Here is a 17,196-nt window from a genome sequence, read left to right on the forward strand (position 1 = left end):
CAGCTCCAGCGCCTCCCCCCTCAAGGTCTTAAGTCCATCCTCTCTGTGACATAGAACGTCACGACGATGGTGTGCTTAAGCTAGTCGGGGGTGAACAAGGCGACTGCGCCTTTCTATTGTCCAGTTTCAGCTCCCATACACTCGCGACATAAGCAATCCGTCTTGCGGAAGGGGAGACCGCCTTCCTCCACCCGTTTTGCTTATGCGTTTCGTGTCTCCCAGGGCGCCTGCGCTTTTCTATCTTACCTGGCGACGTTTTCTAGGTTGCCGTTTTTCTCCATGCGGAATTGTGGTTTGTAGGCATGTTCGGAATCATCAAACATGACCATTTTCCTGGCTCTGTCCATAATTTGAATCATAGCTTGGTAATCTTCCGTCATAGATTCGAGTTGACTTGTTAATTGGTTATTGTGTTCCATTAATTCTTTATTCTGACTTTCTAGTTCATTTAAGCGATTCTGCATAGAGCCTGTAGAGGAGGACTCTTTTTGAAGGCCTTTCAAATAATGAATGACATCTTCTAATTGAATTTCTGCAGATTTGCTTTGATGATGAGGATGCATTGCTGTTTCTGTCACTGGTTCTGGCAGTGAAAATTCCTCCTCTCCCCGTTGGTATGCTACAGGGGTATGAGGTTTCTGGTAGGTCGGCTGTTGTTTCGCTTCTTTGCGTTTTTTCTCTTTTCGTTGTTTTTTAGCTAATTCAACGGCTTGTTCATATTTTTGGCGTACTTCTGCATTCCACCTGAATCCACATGCTGCAGAAGTACGGTTAAGAATGTCACCGACTTCATCAAAAGCATTCAGTTGGGTACTACCTTCGCGGATGTGCCGTAACACCGTTTCCGCTAATAATAAATCATCTTCATGAGACCATGCATCTTGTCTTACTTTAGGCATATTCACCACTCCTAATCTTTATCCATTAAGCTGATAGTTTGTCAGATTTAGTAGTAGTGTAGCCAACTAGGAGAGGAAATATACTCACGTAGACTTTTGTTTATTGATTTTGCTATACACTTGCTCGAGAGCCTGTTCGAATTTACCAGTCCGTTTTGGCTCATAGTATTCTTTGGATTTAATGGAGTCAGGCAAGTACTGTTGGTTCACCCAGGCATTTTCATAGTTGTGAGGGTATTTGTAGTCTATCCCACGGCCAAGAGCTTCCGCACCTTTATAATGGGCATCTTTTAAATGAGCTGGGATATCTCCGCTTTTTCCCTTTCGTATATCAGATAATGCAGCATCTAATGCTTTATATGCACTGTTGGATTTTGGTGAAAGCGCGAGTTCTGTTACTGCTACAGCTAGCGGGATACGAGCTTCTGGAAACCCGAGTCGTTCAGCAGCTTCTACCGCAGTAAGGGCTCTCGGCCCTGCTTGAGGGTTAGCAAGCCCGATGTCTTCATATGCAATTACTACTAATCTTCTAGCAATACTATCTAAATCACCTGCTTCAATTAAACGTCCTAAATAATGAAGAGACGCATTTACATCGCTGCCCCGGATGGATTTTTGAAAGGCTGAAAGGACATCGTAATGGGCATCCCCGTCTTTGTCGTGAGTAAAACTTTTCTTTTGCATACACTCTTCCGCAACCTCCAAAGTGATATGGATGGTACTGCTTGAATCGGAAGGAGTTGAAAAAGCAGCTAACTCTAAACCGTTCAAAGCTGCTCGTAAATCCCCATTTGAAGATTGGGCGAAGTGATCGAGAGCATCTTCAGTAACTTGTATATCCAGGTGCCCGATTCCTTTTTCTTTATCATGAATAGCTCGGTATATAGCATCTTTGATGTTTTCTGCAGTAAGCCTAAATAGTTCGAATAGGTGGCAACGGCTGCGAATCGCTGGATTGATGGAATGGTAAGGGTTGCTGGTCGTACACCCAATCAAGGTCAATCGATTGCTTTCAAGGTGGGGTAATAGAAAGTCTTGTTTCGCTTTATCCAAACGATGGACTTCATCAAGAATCAAAACTAGTTGACCGTGCATTTTCGCTTCTTCCACGGCGATTTCCATATCCTTTTTTTATCTGTAACAGCGTTCAGCGTTTTATGTGGAATTTTCAGGCTTTTAGCAAGAGCTGTCGCCATCGATGTTTTTCCTGTACCAGGAGGGCCAAATAGAATCATGGAGGCCAAGCGTTCAGCCTTTATCATCCGGTTTAATGTTTTTCCCTCTGCAACAAGGTGGGTCTGACCGATGATTTCTTCTATGTTAGATGGTCGCATGCGGTATGCGAGTGGTTGTTGACTCATAGTTTCATTCTCCTTTTACAGGTTATAAATGTAAGCGTAGAATGATTCTTGGGAAAATGCAAGGGACTTGCCATTCATGCTATAATACGGTTTGGTATAATAGAGAGAGGAGGATGACGATGGGGAATATGTTGATGAAAAAGCGCGAAGGGATCCTTCGTTGGAGCTTTTTCTGTATCGGTCTAGTCATCCTGGGACTTGGAATATCGATGACCATGCAAGTGAAGAGTTTTGGAATCGGCCCATGGGATGTTTTCCATTATGGATTATTTCTGCAGCTAGGTTTGACAGTTGGCACATGGTCGATTATTGCAGGGTTATTGATTGTATTGATTAGTTCCGTCATTCTAAAGAAATGGCCGCAAATAGGCACGATTTTGAATATGGTGTTTATCGGCATATTTATTGACTTTTTTAACTGGTTGTTACCAGAACCTGAAACATTGCTTATGCAATTATTCATTTTTATTATAGGAACATTTGTTATTGCGCTTGGAATTGGCATTTATGTTGCTCCAGAAATCGGAGCTGGACCACGTGACAGTCTAATGTTATTGATCACAGACGTTATGGGGTGGAAAGTGTCGACAGTTAGAAATGGAATAGAGATGATCGTAGCTGTATTAGGATTCGCATTGGGAGGCCCAATAGGATTAGGTACTGTATTCATTGCTTTATTTTTGGGTACATTCGTTGGATACACGCTTCCTCAAGCGAAAAATTGGCTACAGTTTTTAATAATGAAGGGTGACATGTATGAAAATATCTACCAAAGGCCGTTACGGGCTAACCATCATGATTGAACTTGCGAGAAAATATGGAGACGGACCGATTTCCTTAAAACAAATTGCTCGGGATAACGAATTGTCTGAGCACTATCTTGAACAGTTAATTGCTCCCTTAAGGAATGCCAGCCTTGTTAAAAGTGTGCGTGGGGCTTATGGGGGCTATATGTTGACCAAAGCACCGCATGATATTACTGCTGGTGATGTTATCCGAGTACTGGAAGGACCTATCACACCTGTGGAAGGAATAGAAGATGAAGAACCGGCAAAACAAGCGTTGTGGAAAAGAGTTCGAGATGCTGTCAAAGATGTCCTGGATACAACCACGCTCGAGGATTTAAAAGATCATGTCGATGACCAAACGCAAGATGCTTATATGTTCTATATTTAAATCATTGGGGGTGTAAAGATGAAATCAATCTATCTGGACCATGCAGCCACCTCGCCCGTTCATCAGAAAGTGGTGGAAGATATGATGCCTGTTTATAAAGATGTGTTTGGGAATCCTTCTAGCGTGCATCAGTTTGGTAGAAAAGCACGCCGTATCCTGGATGAAGGGCGGCGAAGGATTGCCACGGGCCTTGGGGCCAATGAAAAAGAAATCGTGTTTACGAGTGGAGGTACAGAAGCCGATAACCTGGCTATTATTGGTACAGCCCGTGCGAACGAAAAGAAAGGTAAGCATATCATTACCACTTCTATTGAGCATCATGCTACATTACATGCAGTTGAATACTTGGAATCTCAGGGTTTTGAGGTCACTTATTTACCTGTAGATGAGAATGGCCTTGTAAAAGTAGCAGATGTTAAAGAAGCCTTACGAGAAGATACGATCCTTGTATCAATTATGATGGTCAATAATGAGATTGGATCCGTACAACCCATTAGTGGGATAGCCGAACTTCTTCAAGATCATCAAGCCTATTTTCATTCTGACATTGTACAGGCATATGGATTGGTGAATATCGACGTTTCCACCCTTGGTGTAGATCTTATGGCTGTATCTGGTCACAAGATCAATGGTCCGAAAGGGATCGGCTTTTTGTATGTCCGCGAAGGAACTGTACTCGAATCGTTGCAATATGGCGGGGAACAGGAAAGGAAAAGACGGGCAGGTACAGAGAACATTCCAGGGGTTAAAGGTTTGCAGACTGCGGTTGAGATAATCGAGTCTGAGCGCATGAATTATAAAGAAACCTACCTTCATTATAAGCAACTGTTTTTGAAGACTTTGAAAGAGGAAGAGGTTGTTTTTGAGGTGAATGGATTAGGTGAGGAAACGGTCGAGTCGATTGTGAATATTAGCTTCCCGGGCTTGAATGTGGAAACTCTCCTGACGAATTTTGACCTGTCAGGTATTGCTGCATCGAGTGGCAGTGCCTGTACTGCAGGCTCTGTAGAACCATCCCATGTGTTGACAGCTATGTATGGGACAGGGCATCCGAAAACCACGAATTCTATCCGATTCAGTTTCGGCCTTGCAAATAATGAAGAAGATATAATAGAAGCAGCAAGAAGAGTCAGTCAGATTATTAAGCGGTTGACTTGAACAAAGGAAGGTGAAATATAATGAAAGAACCCAAAGATACACGTGTAGTTATCGGGATGAGTGGTGGTGTAGATTCATCCGTCGCCGCCCTTCTTCTTAAAGAACAGGGCTATGATGTTGTGGGTATTTTTATGAAAAATTGGGATGATACAGATGAGAATGGCGTCTGTACAGCAACTGAAGATTATGAAGATGTCATTCGTGTATGTAATCAATTGGATATTCCATATTACGCGGTGAATTTCGAAAAGCAATACTGGGATAAAGTATTCACTTACTTTCTCGATGAATATAAAAAAGGAAGAACACCGAACCCTGATGTGATGTGTAATAAAGAAATCAAGTTCAAAGCTTTCATGGATTATGCGATGTCCCTTGGAGCCGACTACCTGGCCACTGGGCATTATGCACAAGTACGCGAAAATGATGGAACATATGAAATGCTTAGAGGTGTCGATCACAACAAAGACCAGACATACTTCTTGAACCAATTGTCACAAGAAGTTCTTTCAAAGGTTATGTTTCCTCTTGGTCATTTGGAGAAGAAGGAAGTACGTGCTATTGCGGAAGAACATGGCCTTGCTACAGCGAAGAAAAAAGATTCAACGGGAATTTGCTTTATTGGAGAGCGGAATTTTAAGGAATTTTTAAGCGAATACTTGCCTGCACAACCTGGTAATATGGAGACACTGGATGGTGAAGTTAAAGGGAAGCATGATGGTTTGATGTATTATACCCTTGGCCAGCGCCAGGGTCTCGGAATTGGCGGCGCAGGAGATCCTTGGTTTGTTGTCGGAAAAAATGTCGAAGATAATGTCCTTTATGTCGGTCAAGGTTTCCATCATGATGCGCTTTACTCAGAAGGATTGATTGCATCAGAAGCAAATTGGACAAAAGGGGAGGCTCCTGTAGAGTCCTTCGATTGTACTGCGAAATTCCGTTATCGTCAGGAAGATAGCGGGGTAACGGTTCATCCAATGGAAGATGGACGTTTTCAAGTCGTGTTCCATGAACAAGAAAGGGCGATCACACCAGGACAAGCGGTCGTATTTTATGACGGTGAAGTTTGTCTTGGTGGAGCGACGATTGACATTGTACTAAAAGAGAACGAAGCCGTCACGTACGTCGGATAGTCAAAAAAGTCATGTCCGCTAACAAAGGACATGACTTTTTTGTGAGTGGTTTTCTTTAACTTGCTTCCAGATTGTAATGTTAAAAGTGCTCTGGGAAATGAGGCGGTTCTGTTTCCAGAGCATTAACCCTTTTTTTGAAGGAATAATATAAAATCGAAAATGAAATGAGTAGAAATAGAGAGGGAGGTTCACATGGATAAATTAAAACAAGGTATTGAGCAAATGCAAAACCATAATTATGAAGAAGCAGCAAAACTCTTCACAGAAGCGATTGATGAAGAACCTAAAAACCCGGTAGGTTATATCAACTTCGGAAACCTGTTAACACATATGAACGACTATGAGCGTGCGGAACGTTTTTTCACAAGAGCCCTCGAAATTGATGAAGAAGCTGGTACTGCATACTACGGGTTAGGAAACGTTTATTATGAACAAGAAAAATATACAAAGGCTCAAGAGCAATTTCTTCTTGCTATTAAAAAAGGTCTGGATGAGGCAGATGTCCACTTCATGCTAGGGATGACGTTCATTCATCAAGAGTACGTTAAACTGGCACTTCCGTATTTACTTAGAGCGTCAGAGTTGAGCCCGAAAGATGTTGACATTCAATTCCAGTACGGCCTATGCCTTGCCCAAAATGGCCAGATTGAACAGGCTGAACAGGTGATGAACCATGTGCTACAATTAGAGGAACAACATAGCGATGCGCATTATAATCTTGGAGTAGTAGCTTTGCATAAAGAAAATGCGAAGAAAGCTTTGGACCATTTTACTAAGGCGTTGGAAGTTAATCCGGAACATATGTTAGCGGCTCATGCTAAAGGGCAAGTGGAACAAGCCTTAAACGAGTAAAAGGAGAACGGTGGTCATGACTCAACAATCGCTCTTTAATGAAACAATGGAAGAACGCCCTTATGTCAAAGGTGAATTAGGTCGGATGATTTTTCATAATGAAGCAGAACACTTTTCGATTGCTTCTATTAAAGTGAAAGATACAAATGAAGAGTTCAATGAAAAGGACTTAGTCATCAAAGGGCATTTCTCGCCGCTCGAGGAGGGGGAGACCTATATTTTTCATGGGGAGTTCAAAAACCATAAAAAATTCGGGTTGCAATATGAGGTGGAGATGTACAACCGAGTTTTGCCGGAAACGAAAGACGGAATCGTTCTATACCTTTCTAGTGACCTTTTTCATGGGATTGGCAAAAAGACGGCAGAGCGTATCGTCGATGAACTTGGGGAACAGACAATTTCTCGAATACTAGAAAATCCTGAGGTGCTCGATGGTATCCCTAAACTCCCGAAGGAAAAAGCGGAACAACTCTATCAAGCGTTGAAGGAACATCAAGGCTTTGAACATGTCATGATCCATCTGTCTCAATATGGATTCGGTTTGAAATTAGCTCAAAAGATTTATCAAGCTTTTCAGGATCAAACCCTTTCTATCATTGAGGAAGACCCCTATCAACTTGTCTTTCATGTAGAAGGTTTTGGGTTTCATAGGGCCGATGAAATGGCAAGAATGCAAAACCTTTCCCATGATCACCCGACACGAATACGAGCGGCTTGTTTGTATATGTTGCAAAAAAGTATGAGTTCCGGACATGTCTATTTACCGACAGAAGAGTGCTTGGTTCAAGTGGAACAACTATTAAACAATGGGGTGGACCCTGCCATCACTTTTGAGAAGCTTTCGGAACAGATCATTCATCTCGGGGAAGAGCGATTTGTTTATATAGAAGATGACAGAGTTTACCTTCCATCCCTTTACTTTGCAGAAAACGGATTTTGCAGTCATATAGACCGAATTCTGGAGCAGGATATTGACGTGGAGCATACACAGGCAGATTTAATGAAAATCATAGGGGATATGGAAGAAGAAGAGGCGATAAGTTACGGGGAGGATCAATTCAACGCTATTGAAAAAGCCTTGCACTCGAAACTTATGATTTTGACAGGTGGCCCGGGGACAGGTAAGACGACGGTCATCAAAGGGATTATTCATACGTATGCCGAGTTGAATGAGGTATCGATCGATCCTGATGACTATGATAGCGACAAACCATTTCCCTTCATTTTAGCTGCTCCAACAGGCAGGGCTGCGAAAAGAATGACCGAATCTACTGGCATGCCTGCAAGTACGATTCACCGACTGCTTGGCTGGGATGGTCATAACTCTTTCGAACGGAATCAAAACAATCCTCTAGATGGTAAAGTGTTAATTGTTGATGAATTTTCGATGGTTGATATATGGCTTGCTAACCAATTGTTCAGAGCCATCCCTGACGATATGCAAGTACTCCTTGTAGGCGATGAGGATCAACTTCCTTCCGTAGGTCCGGGACAGGTTCTCGCTGATCTATTAGCTTCACAACAATTACCCTCTGTTAAATTGACAGAAGTTTACCGTCAGAAAGAAGGCTCAAAGATTATCCAGCTTGCTCATGAGATTAAAAATGATGCATGTACGGCAAACTCTCTGGGTAAGGATCATGATTTCAGTTTCATAGCCGCTAGAGAACACCAACTCAGTGAGTTGGTAACGAACATCGTTCAAAAGGCCATGGAAAAAGGAAATGATTTAAGGGATATTCAGGTGCTGGCGCCTATGTATCGAACGGATGTAGGCATCCATAAACTGAATGAAAGTATCCAACAAACGATCAACCCCAAACATAGACAAAAGCGTGATTTAAAGTTTTACGAAGTAACATACAGAAAAGGCGATAAAGTCATTCAACTCGTTAATCAGCCGGAGGACGGCGTATATAATGGAGATATAGGTGAGATTGTTGCCATTTTTCGTGCAGAAGAGAATGTGGATGGGGTAGAGCAAGTCGTCGTTGATTTTGACGGTAAAGAAGTCGTCTATCCAAAAAAGGATTTGAATAGCATTATGCATGCTTATTGCACATCCATTCATAAGTCACAAGGAAGTGAATTTTCTATCGTAATCTTGCCTGTTGTGCGCAGTTATCGAAGGATGTTGAGAAAAAATTTACTTTATACCGCCATAACAAGATCCAAACAGTCACTCATCATATGCGGAGATCGAGAAGCTTTCCTTGACGGTGTGAGTGCTACCGATACAAATACAAGATACACACGTTTAAAAGAAAAGCTGAAAGAAGACACACCCTCTGAAGTGGACACAGAAGAAGAGGAAGACCAATTGTCCCCATACGATTTTATGTAGGAGGTAATGTTTTGGCACATTCAATTGGGATGTCTGGTAGTACAATCATGTCCAATCGTGATCGTCTTCCAGAACTATTCGACAAAAGACTGCCCCATGTGGAAATAGGAGAGTTTGAAGACAGGGATTCCTATCTCTGCTTTTTGAATTTAGCTGCAGAAAATAAGGTGAGTTTTGGGATTCATGTCCCACATTTCAGAGAGAACAGCAAATATGATCTTATTGAAAAAGTAAAAATGCAACCATCTCTTGCAAGGAAATTATTTATAGGTGAAGTACAAGAAGCGGCTGAAGCAGGGGCTTCCTATGTTCTTGTTCATTTTCCATACTTTAAAGGGGAAGCGAAGACTCCGCATAGACAAATAGAGGAGGGGCTTCAGTTTTTACATAACTTGCAAGAGACTTATGGTGTGCCTATCATATGTGAACCGAAACTCGGCCAGAACCAGTCTTCAGCTGGGATTCAGTATTTGTATGAATTTCCTATGAATGTATGGGATAAATATGGTCTCGGCATTTGTATCGATCTTGGTGATTATATGATTGCAGCGGAAAACAATTGGAGAGTATATATGGAACCGCTTCTCCCATTTACAAAAGTCGTGCATATGCACAATGTCCGGTTTACAGAATCAGGGTATATTTGGACGCCCATCCACCCTGATTTTGAAGAACAAGGAACAGCTTATGACATGGGTCTCTGCATAGAATTACTGGCAAAAGGAAGGGACAAATACTTTATACATGAGTACACACCACACACCAAACCTACTAAAGAGCTCATAGATGAAGGAATGAAGTGGGTAAATGAACAAGTCATGTAATGTATGAATCTCATTTTCAAGGACATACTATTTGGTAAAAAAAGGAGTATGTCTGATGAGATGTCCGAACTGTAACTACAAAAATCTTGGTAAAATCGGTAATGAACAATACTACTGCTGGAACTGTTGCCTTGAGTTAACGATAGAAGATGGAAAAATGAATATCAATCAAATAGAGGAAGATGGTAGTTTGAGTTCACTGAATGATATATTCTATCAGCAAGGATCATGATCTTAAATGAATGATCGCTCCTCTAAATGGTTGCGAAGATTCACCATCTTTTTTATCATCTTACTTTCCCTTTTATTATTAGCATGGTTATTCCCATATTATGATCATGTCTTGGTTATTGCGGGCAAAGTAATCCTGCCGTTTCTGCTCGCCCTTGTTCTCTCTCTATTATTGCATCCACTTGTCCATGCGCTGGAAGAGGTCGGGCTTTCAAGAATCTGGAGTTTATTAATCATTTTCGTTCTTGTGTTTTCTTTGTGCGGCTTAGGGATATATAAAGGAATTCCAAGGTTACTCGATCAATTAAAGTTATTGGATGACCATTTACCGCACATAGTCGAGTCTTATCAAAGCTGGATGAAAAAGTTATATGCGCAAACGGAAAGACTCCCAGACGGCCTTCATCATAAAATGGACGACAGATTCGCTCAATTTGAAGATTGGATCAGTGCCAAAGTGATGGCGATGTTCGCAGGGCTCACAGGATTATTCAATATGATCATTCTGCTCGCTGTAGTACCTGTCATGACCTTTTATTTTCTTAAAGATTATAAAAGTATCGGGAATACTGCCTTGAGTCTCATGCCGAAAACGTGGCATGAAGAAGCGAGACGCCTTGTTAAAGAGTTGAACCGTTCATTAGGAGGGTATATTAGAGGACAGCTGATAATTAGCCTTTTTGTAGGTGTTCTAGCCACATTGGGGTTCTGGGTTATTGATCTCCCTTATCCTCTGGTTCTGGGCTTAATTGCAGGACTGACGAATATTATACCTTATTTCGGGCCACTGCTGGGTGCGGTGCCGGCGGTGGTGGTTGCTTTATCTGTGAATGTGAACACACTAATTTTCACACTGATTGCTATATTAATCATACAGTTAGTGGAAGGAAACCTTCTGTCCCCTTATATAATGGGAAGAAGTATTCACATTCACCCTCTGTTCATCATATTCGCTCTACTTGTCGGAGGAGAAGTTGCTGGTATACCTGGTTTAATTCTTGCAGTTCCCGTGTTGACCTGTTTGAAAGTAATTATCTCAGAAATTCGAACAGGAAGGCTTAATATTGACAGATGATGGACAGTTATCTATAATTACGCATAGCAAAGACTTTTAGGACGAAGAAACATGATGAAGGAAACGAGTAAGCAATTCATTCATGGTCAGAGAGATGTGTTCGTGGCTGAAAAGCACATCCCATGTAAATTGCTGAACGCTATTCTGGAGTGCGGTTAATTACCGCCGGGGTTATGCCACGTTAGAGGCATTCGAGCTGATAGACATTGATGTCTATAACCAGGGTGGTACCGCGGAATCGAACTCCCGTCCCTGCCGATTTAACAGGCAGCGACGGGAGTTTTTTCTTTTTATAGGAAGCCGTTGAAAATGCCTCTCATACTCCTTCGTCCAGTCGTGGTCTCTAACATCAGATATAACAAGGAGGTTTTTTAAATGAAATCATTAACATCTGCAGATGTGCGCCAAATGTTTCTCGATTTTTTCAAAGAAAAGGGGCATAGTGTGGAACCTAGTGCATCTCTAGTCCCACAGGAGGACCCTACTCTATTATGGATTAACAGTGGTGTAGCAACACTAAAAAAATACTTTGATGGACGCGTCATTCCAGAAAATCCACGAATCGTCAACGCTCAAAAATCAATTCGGACAAATGATATCGAAAACGTAGGTTTTACCGCTCGCCACCACACGTTCTTCGAGATGTTAGGGAACTTTTCTATCGGAGATTATTTCAAAGAAGAAGCGATGGAATGGGCTTGGGAGTTCTTAACGAGTGATGAATGGATTGGCTTTGATCCCGAAAGACTATCTGTAACGGTGCACCCTGAAGATGATGAAGCGTTCCAAATTTGGAAAGATAAAATCGGACTTAATGAAGAACGTATTATTCGTATCGAAGAAAATTTCTGGGATATTGGGGAAGGACCAAGTGGACCGAATACAGAAATTTTCTATGATCGTGGAGAGAAATTCGGAAACGATCCGAAAGATCCTGAATTATATCCTGGCGGGGAGAATGAACGCTATTTGGAAATATGGAACCTCGTATTCTCTCAGTTTAACCATAACCCGGATGATACGTATACTCCGCTTCCTAAGAAAAACATCGATACAGGGATGGGCTTAGAACGAATCGTCTGTGTCATTCAAGAAACGGAAACCAACTTTGAAACAGATTTATTCAAACCAATCATTGAAGCAACAGAAAAGCTTTCAGGAAAGAGTTATGGGGAAACTTTGGAGAATGACTCTTCCTTTAAAGTAATCGCAGACCATATGAGAACTGTTACTTTTGCTGTCAGTGATGGGGCACTGCCTTCTAATGAAGGACGTGGCTATGTACTAAGACGTTTGTTACGCAGAGCTATCCGTTTTGCCAAACAAATTGGTATCGACGAACCATTCATGTATAAACTAGTTCCTGAAGTCTCTAAGATCATGGACGAGTTTTATCCGGAAGTGAAGAGAAAAGAAGAATTTATTCAAAATGTCATCCAAACAGAAGAAGAGCGCTTCCATGAAACATTGAATGATGGACTGCAAATCCTTTCTACCATCATAAAGCAAGAAACGGAAAAAGGTAGCAATGTTTTCCCAGGTACAGAAGTTTTCCGCCTATACGATACGTACGGATTCCCAAAAGAATTAACCGAAGAATATGTAGCGGAAGCAGGTTTCACGATTGATGAGGAAGGCTTCAAAAATGAAATGGAAAAACAACGGGAACGTGCCCGTAGTGCCCGTCAGAAAACGGATTCCATGCAAGTACAAGATGGAGTGCTCGGGGATGTTTATGTAGAAAGTGTGTTTGTTGGTTATGATCAGCTAACAGTGGAAACAGAAATAGTCGAGATGATTAAAGGGAAAGAATTCAGTGGTTTTGCAGAAGAAGGAGACACGATCTACCTCTTCTTAAAGGAAACACCGTATTATGCGGAAAGTGGTGGACAGGTGGCTGACCGAGGTGTTATTGAATCAGAAACTGCTACATTAGAGGTTACTAATGTTCAAAAAGCACCGAATGGTCAACATATGCATGAAGTGATCGTAAAACAAGGCTCCATCGAAAAAGGAGCATCCGTCCAAGCGAAAGTCGATAAAGGTGGACGCTCCTTTATCGTGAAAAACCATACAGCAACACACCTACTTCATCAAGCATTAAAAGATGTAATTGGAGATCACGTTAATCAAGCAGGTTCATTAGTAGCACCAGATCGATTGCGATTTGACTTCTCCCATTTTGGATCTGTTACGAGTGAAGAGTTAGAACGCATTGAATCGATCGTTAATGAAAAAGTATGGCAATCAATTCCAGTGACTATCGAACATAGCTCCATTGAAGAAGCAAAAGAAAAAGGTGCTATGGCTTTATTCGGTGAAAAGTATGGAGACACTGTAAGAGTCGTACAAGTCGGTGATTATAGTCTCGAGCTTTGTGGAGGGTGTCATGTGCTGAACACTGCTGAAATCGGATTATTTAAAATTGTATCGGAAACAGGCATAGGCGCAGGAACAAGAAGGATCGAGGCTGTAACAGCTAAAGATGCTTATCTATATATGAATAGCAAAGAAACATTGCTTAAGAAGGCCGGTGAATTGTTGAAGACGAAACCGGAACAAGTCCCTGAGCGTATTGAAATTCTTCATAAAGAAATGAAAGATCTTCAAAAAGAAAACGAATCTCTTAATGCGAAGGTTTCAAATATGGCAGCTTCTAATATCCTGGACGATATTGAGGAAGTTAACGGCGTAAAAGTCCTGGCGAAACAAGTTGAGGTGAAGGATATGAATGCACTAAGGACGATGGTGGATGATTTAAAACAGAAATTAGAATCCGGCATTATCCTGTTAGCAGCTCCAAATGGAGAGAAGGTACAGCTAATTGCAGGAGTTTCGAAAGATCTAGTAGAAGAAGGATATCATGCAGGGAATTTAATAAAAGAAGCAGCTACTCGTTGTGGTGGCGGAGGAGGAGGCCGTCCTGACATGGCTCAGGCCGGTGGTAAAGACGCTTCCAAAATTCCCGATGCACTACAATACGCGAAAGAATATGCGAGCCGAAACTCCTGATTTTTCCTAGCGGCTGATTAGGTATATAATGGAGTAAATACTAATAAAGTGCGAGGTGACTGTAATGAGTTCAATGGATAAAACGATGAGGTTCAACTTCTCAGAGGAGCCATTCGATCAAGATGTCCAATCCGTATTGCTATCTGTATACGGAGCATTACAAGAGAAAGGGTACAATCCGATTAACCAAATTGTCGGATATTTGCTTTCAGGTGACCCTGCGTATATTCCTCGTCATCAGGATGCCAGAAACTTGATTCGGAAAATTGAACGGGATGAACTGATTGAAGAACTGGTCAAATTTTACATCAAAGAGAATAAAGAGGGCATTGAATGAAAAAAATAGGTTTAGACGTCGGCGAAAAAACGATAGGCATTGCAATTTCTGATGCCTTTGGCTGGACTGCTCAAGGGTTGACGACACTGCGCTGGGACGAGCAGGATTACGAGACAGCTAAAAATCCTTTAAAAGAAGTCATCCGTGATCACGATGTTTCGGAAGCAGTAGTCGGATTTCCAAAAAACATGAACGGAACGGTAGGCCCCCGTGGAGAAGCCAGCCAGAAGTTCGCCGCATGGCTCGAAGAAGAATTTCATCTTACAACACACCTGTGGGATGAACGCTTAACTACGATGGCAGCTGAGCGAGTCTTACTTGATGCAGATATCAGTAGAAAGAAGCGGAAAAAAGTAATCGATAAAATGGCTGCTGTAATGATTTTACAGGGTTACTTGGATTCGAAACAATAAGGAGGATGTCACATATGGCATTAGAAAAAGAAGAACGTATCATTATTCCGGATGAAAACGGAGAAGAGCATTTATTTGAGGTTTTGTTCACGTTTGATGTGGAACAAACGGGGCATTCTTACATTGCTGTGATTCCTGCTGAGCAAAAGGAAGGGGAAGAAGTTGAAGTGTTCGCCTTCCGCTATGAAGAAAAAGGTAATGAAGAAGATGACCTGGCGCTGTTCCAAATTGAATCAGATGACGAGTGGGAAATGGTTGAGGAAATGCTCAACACATTGACAGACGAAGATTTGACATAATAAAGAGGCTGCAGCCATACGCTGCAGCCTTTTTTAACTTTAATGCACCCACATCCAAGCCCTTATTGAATTAAATGGCAGTATTCTGGAAGACTCGATTTCGAGACTTTTATTGGGAATAAGGATCGGTGGGGGATAAGTCGCTTTCCGTGGGGAAGACGGCAAGCCTCCTCGGTCACTTCACCTTGATTAGCGGCGTATGGACTGGACATTCAAATGTGGAGGTGTCTTGGTGAGCCTCGACAAGCTTAAGAACAATCATTACAGGGAGTGTTCTTCTTCCTGAAATGAGTAGTAAAGAAGTTCGGTTAAGTTCGCAACGTCCTGTTGCAACACCGAACGACCCCGCTTCCTGTGAGGCCTAAGACCTCGAGAGGCTAGACACCGGAACTAGGCTAGAGCTGGAGGAGATAAAGGAAACACGAGGAGCATAGCGATTCGATGTTGACTTATCGTACAGAAGCGAGGGAAGTCTCACTAGCCGCTAGGCACTGGAGCTGGATAGCACTCGTATGGTTTAAGATTCCAAAATAAGATTTAATCTTAAATGGTTTAAGTGGGATCTGCGGGACAGGTGAGATCCCGCAGAGCTTTAGCTCGAGGAGGCTCAGCGCCCGCACCACGGAAAGTGTTCAAATGTGGAATCACCCTGGGCGATGAAACTGGACGAACCTTTTCCCGCAGCCACTAAACTCCCCCTAAAGTCTCGAAAGTGAGTCTTAAGGAATAGGGAGTTTTTGTGGGATAGAGATATGGAAAAATTAGCTATAACATTGCATCTGTGTAGAAAATTGAGGGAATATGTAGAAAGATTCTCTCATCTTATAGTATAATGTACCGGATGGAAGGGGGAAGTCCGTTGTCTAACTCTGACTTTAAAAAACAATACAAAAAAAGACTGAAAAATAGAATAGAAGAAGCAAGTACAGTGAGAAAAATTGTTGCCACTATTCTCACCGTTTTGGTACTTGTGCTTGTCATCGGGGGCGTTACCGGCTATTTTTATGTGAAATCGGCATTGGAGCCAGTCGATCCTGATAATAACAAACAAAAGAATGTTGAGATCCCTATGGGCTCGTCAACTTCTAATATCGCATCAATATTAGAAGAGAATGATATTATAAAAAATGATTTAATATTTCGGTTTTATACCAAATTTAAAAATGAATCTGGTTTTCAAGCCGGAAATTACCAATTTACACCTTCAATGACTATTAACGAAATAATTGAAACATTGAAGACAGGTAAACTTGTTAAAGAGCCTGTTCTTACCGTCACAGTTCCTGAGGGCCGACATTTGGAACAGATTGCTGATATTTATTCAGAAGAATTTTCTTTTACAAGCGAAGAGTTCATGGAGCGTATAAATGATGAGGAATACGTCCAGGAACTTATGTCCCAATATCCACAGTTACTTGGTGAAGATATCCTAGCTGAGGAGATACGTTATCCGTTGGAAGGTTATTTGTTTGCAGCTACTTATGATGTGTATGTGGAAAACCCGACCATCGAACAATTGATTACGAAAATGCTGGATAAGACACAGGCAGTTGTACTTCCATATTTCAATCAGTTAGGAGATTTGAACGGAATTGAAAATGTCCATGATTTGGTTACGATGGCCTCCTTACTAGAGAATGAGGCTCGTACAGCAGAAAGCCGTCAGAAGATTTCCGGTGTTTTCCAAAATCGTTTGGAAAATGATATGCCACTTCAGACGGACCCCACAGTTTTGTATGCACTGGGAGAACACAAAGATCGTGTCCTTTATGAGGATTTAGAAGTGGAATCTCCTTATAATACGTATTACGTTGAAGGTTTACCAATAGGACCGATCTCCAATTTCAATGAAAACTCATTGCAAGCAGCAGCAGAACCGAGTGAGAATGATTATAAGTACTTTCTTGCTGATGGTGACGGAAATATCTACTATGCAGAAACGTTAGAAGAACACAACCAATTGAAGGAAGAACATATTAACTAAGTTTTTAAGAAGGAATGCGACCATCACTCGCATTTCTTCTTTTTTTTATGTTAAAATAATGGGGTTGTAAAATAGATGTAAATATATATTGTGAAGGG

The 17,196-nt window shown here is 41.7% G+C and carries 15 protein-coding genes, 1 pseudogene and 1 other annotated feature; of the genes and pseudogenes, 14 read left to right on the forward strand and 2 right to left on the reverse strand.

Going from position 1 to position 17,196, the window contains the following annotated elements; translation table 11 throughout:
- Positions 1-242 precede the first annotated feature (242 nt).
- Positions 243-899: an RsfA family transcriptional regulator gene (locus BMZ58_RS01045; protein WP_075034705.1), complete on the reverse strand. Its 657-nt coding sequence runs from the start codon at positions 897-899 to the stop codon at positions 243-245.
- An 84-nt stretch (positions 900-983) separates the two neighbouring features.
- Positions 984-2,260, reverse strand: a pseudogene (locus tag BMZ58_RS01050) (replication-associated recombination protein A).
- Positions 2,261-2,379: 119 nt separating this feature from the next.
- Here BMZ58_RS01050 and BMZ58_RS01055 point away from each other — a divergent pair.
- From BMZ58_RS01055 to mltG, 14 genes are all read left to right on the forward strand, one after another.
- Positions 2,380-3,063 (forward strand): YczE/YyaS/YitT family protein, encoded by a 684-nt coding sequence (locus tag BMZ58_RS01055; protein WP_075034706.1) that lies wholly within the window; start codon positions 2,380-2,382, stop codon positions 3,061-3,063.
- Positions 3,017-3,436, forward strand: a complete 420-nt coding sequence (cymR, locus tag BMZ58_RS01060) for a cysteine metabolism transcriptional regulator CymR (protein WP_075034707.1) — start codon at positions 3,017-3,019, stop codon at positions 3,434-3,436. Before BMZ58_RS01055 ends, cymR begins: the two co-directional genes overlap by 47 nt.
- Before the next feature lie 18 nt (positions 3,437-3,454).
- The gene (locus BMZ58_RS01065) at positions 3,455-4,594 is read left to right on the forward strand and encodes a cysteine desulfurase family protein (protein WP_075034708.1); all 1,140 of its coding nucleotides are present in this window, start codon (positions 3,455-3,457) and stop codon (positions 4,592-4,594) included.
- Positions 4,595-4,614: 20 nt separating this feature from the next.
- Complete coding sequence (mnmA, locus tag BMZ58_RS01070; protein ID WP_075034709.1) at positions 4,615-5,727, forward strand: tRNA 2-thiouridine(34) synthase MnmA; 1,113 nt, start codon at positions 4,615-4,617, stop codon at positions 5,725-5,727.
- Positions 5,728-5,919: 192 nt separating this feature from the next.
- A complete protein-coding gene (locus BMZ58_RS01075) occupies positions 5,920-6,579 on the forward strand; it encodes a tetratricopeptide repeat protein (RefSeq protein WP_075034710.1) in 660 nt (219 codons plus the stop codon).
- A gap of 16 nt (positions 6,580-6,595) precedes the next feature.
- The gene (gene recD2, locus BMZ58_RS01080; protein ID WP_075034711.1) at positions 6,596-8,923 is read left to right on the forward strand and encodes an SF1B family DNA helicase RecD2; all 2,328 of its coding nucleotides are present in this window, start codon (positions 6,596-6,598) and stop codon (positions 8,921-8,923) included.
- An 11-nt stretch (positions 8,924-8,934) separates the two neighbouring features.
- On the forward strand, positions 8,935-9,747 hold the full coding sequence (locus BMZ58_RS01085) for a TIM barrel protein (RefSeq protein WP_075034712.1): 813 nt from the start codon (positions 8,935-8,937) through the stop codon (positions 9,745-9,747).
- 55 nt (positions 9,748-9,802) lie between these two features.
- Positions 9,803-9,979, forward strand: coding sequence for a hypothetical protein (locus BMZ58_RS20910; protein WP_167360000.1), 177 nt, complete (start codon positions 9,803-9,805; stop codon positions 9,977-9,979).
- A gap of 6 nt (positions 9,980-9,985) precedes the next feature.
- On the forward strand, positions 9,986-11,053 hold the full coding sequence (locus BMZ58_RS01090; RefSeq protein WP_075034713.1) for an AI-2E family transporter: 1,068 nt from the start codon (positions 9,986-9,988) through the stop codon (positions 11,051-11,053).
- Between the two features lie 45 nt (positions 11,054-11,098).
- Positions 11,099-11,310 (forward strand) — a binding site (T-box leader).
- A gap of 118 nt (positions 11,311-11,428) precedes the next feature.
- Complete coding sequence (gene alaS, locus BMZ58_RS01095) at positions 11,429-14,065, forward strand: alanine--tRNA ligase (protein ID WP_075034714.1); 2,637 nt, start codon at positions 11,429-11,431, stop codon at positions 14,063-14,065.
- A gap of 64 nt (positions 14,066-14,129) precedes the next feature.
- Positions 14,130-14,402 (forward strand): IreB family regulatory phosphoprotein, encoded by a 273-nt coding sequence (locus BMZ58_RS01100; RefSeq protein WP_075034715.1) that lies wholly within the window; start codon positions 14,130-14,132, stop codon positions 14,400-14,402.
- The gene (gene ruvX, locus BMZ58_RS01105; protein WP_075034716.1) at positions 14,399-14,815 is read left to right on the forward strand and encodes a Holliday junction resolvase RuvX; all 417 of its coding nucleotides are present in this window, start codon (positions 14,399-14,401) and stop codon (positions 14,813-14,815) included. Before BMZ58_RS01100 ends, ruvX begins: the two co-directional genes overlap by 4 nt.
- 14 nt (positions 14,816-14,829) lie before the next feature.
- Positions 14,830-15,114: a DUF1292 domain-containing protein gene (locus BMZ58_RS01110; RefSeq protein ID WP_075034717.1), complete on the forward strand. Its 285-nt coding sequence runs from the start codon at positions 14,830-14,832 to the stop codon at positions 15,112-15,114.
- 859 nt (positions 15,115-15,973) lie between these two features.
- Positions 15,974-17,098 (forward strand): endolytic transglycosylase MltG, encoded by a 1,125-nt coding sequence (mltG, locus tag BMZ58_RS01115; protein WP_075034718.1) that lies wholly within the window; start codon positions 15,974-15,976, stop codon positions 17,096-17,098.
- Positions 17,099-17,196 lie beyond the last annotated feature (98 nt).

This window comes from Halobacillus dabanensis (assembly GCF_900114165.1).
GTDB lineage: Bacteria > Bacillota > Bacilli > Bacillales > Halobacillaceae > Halobacillus > Halobacillus dabanensis.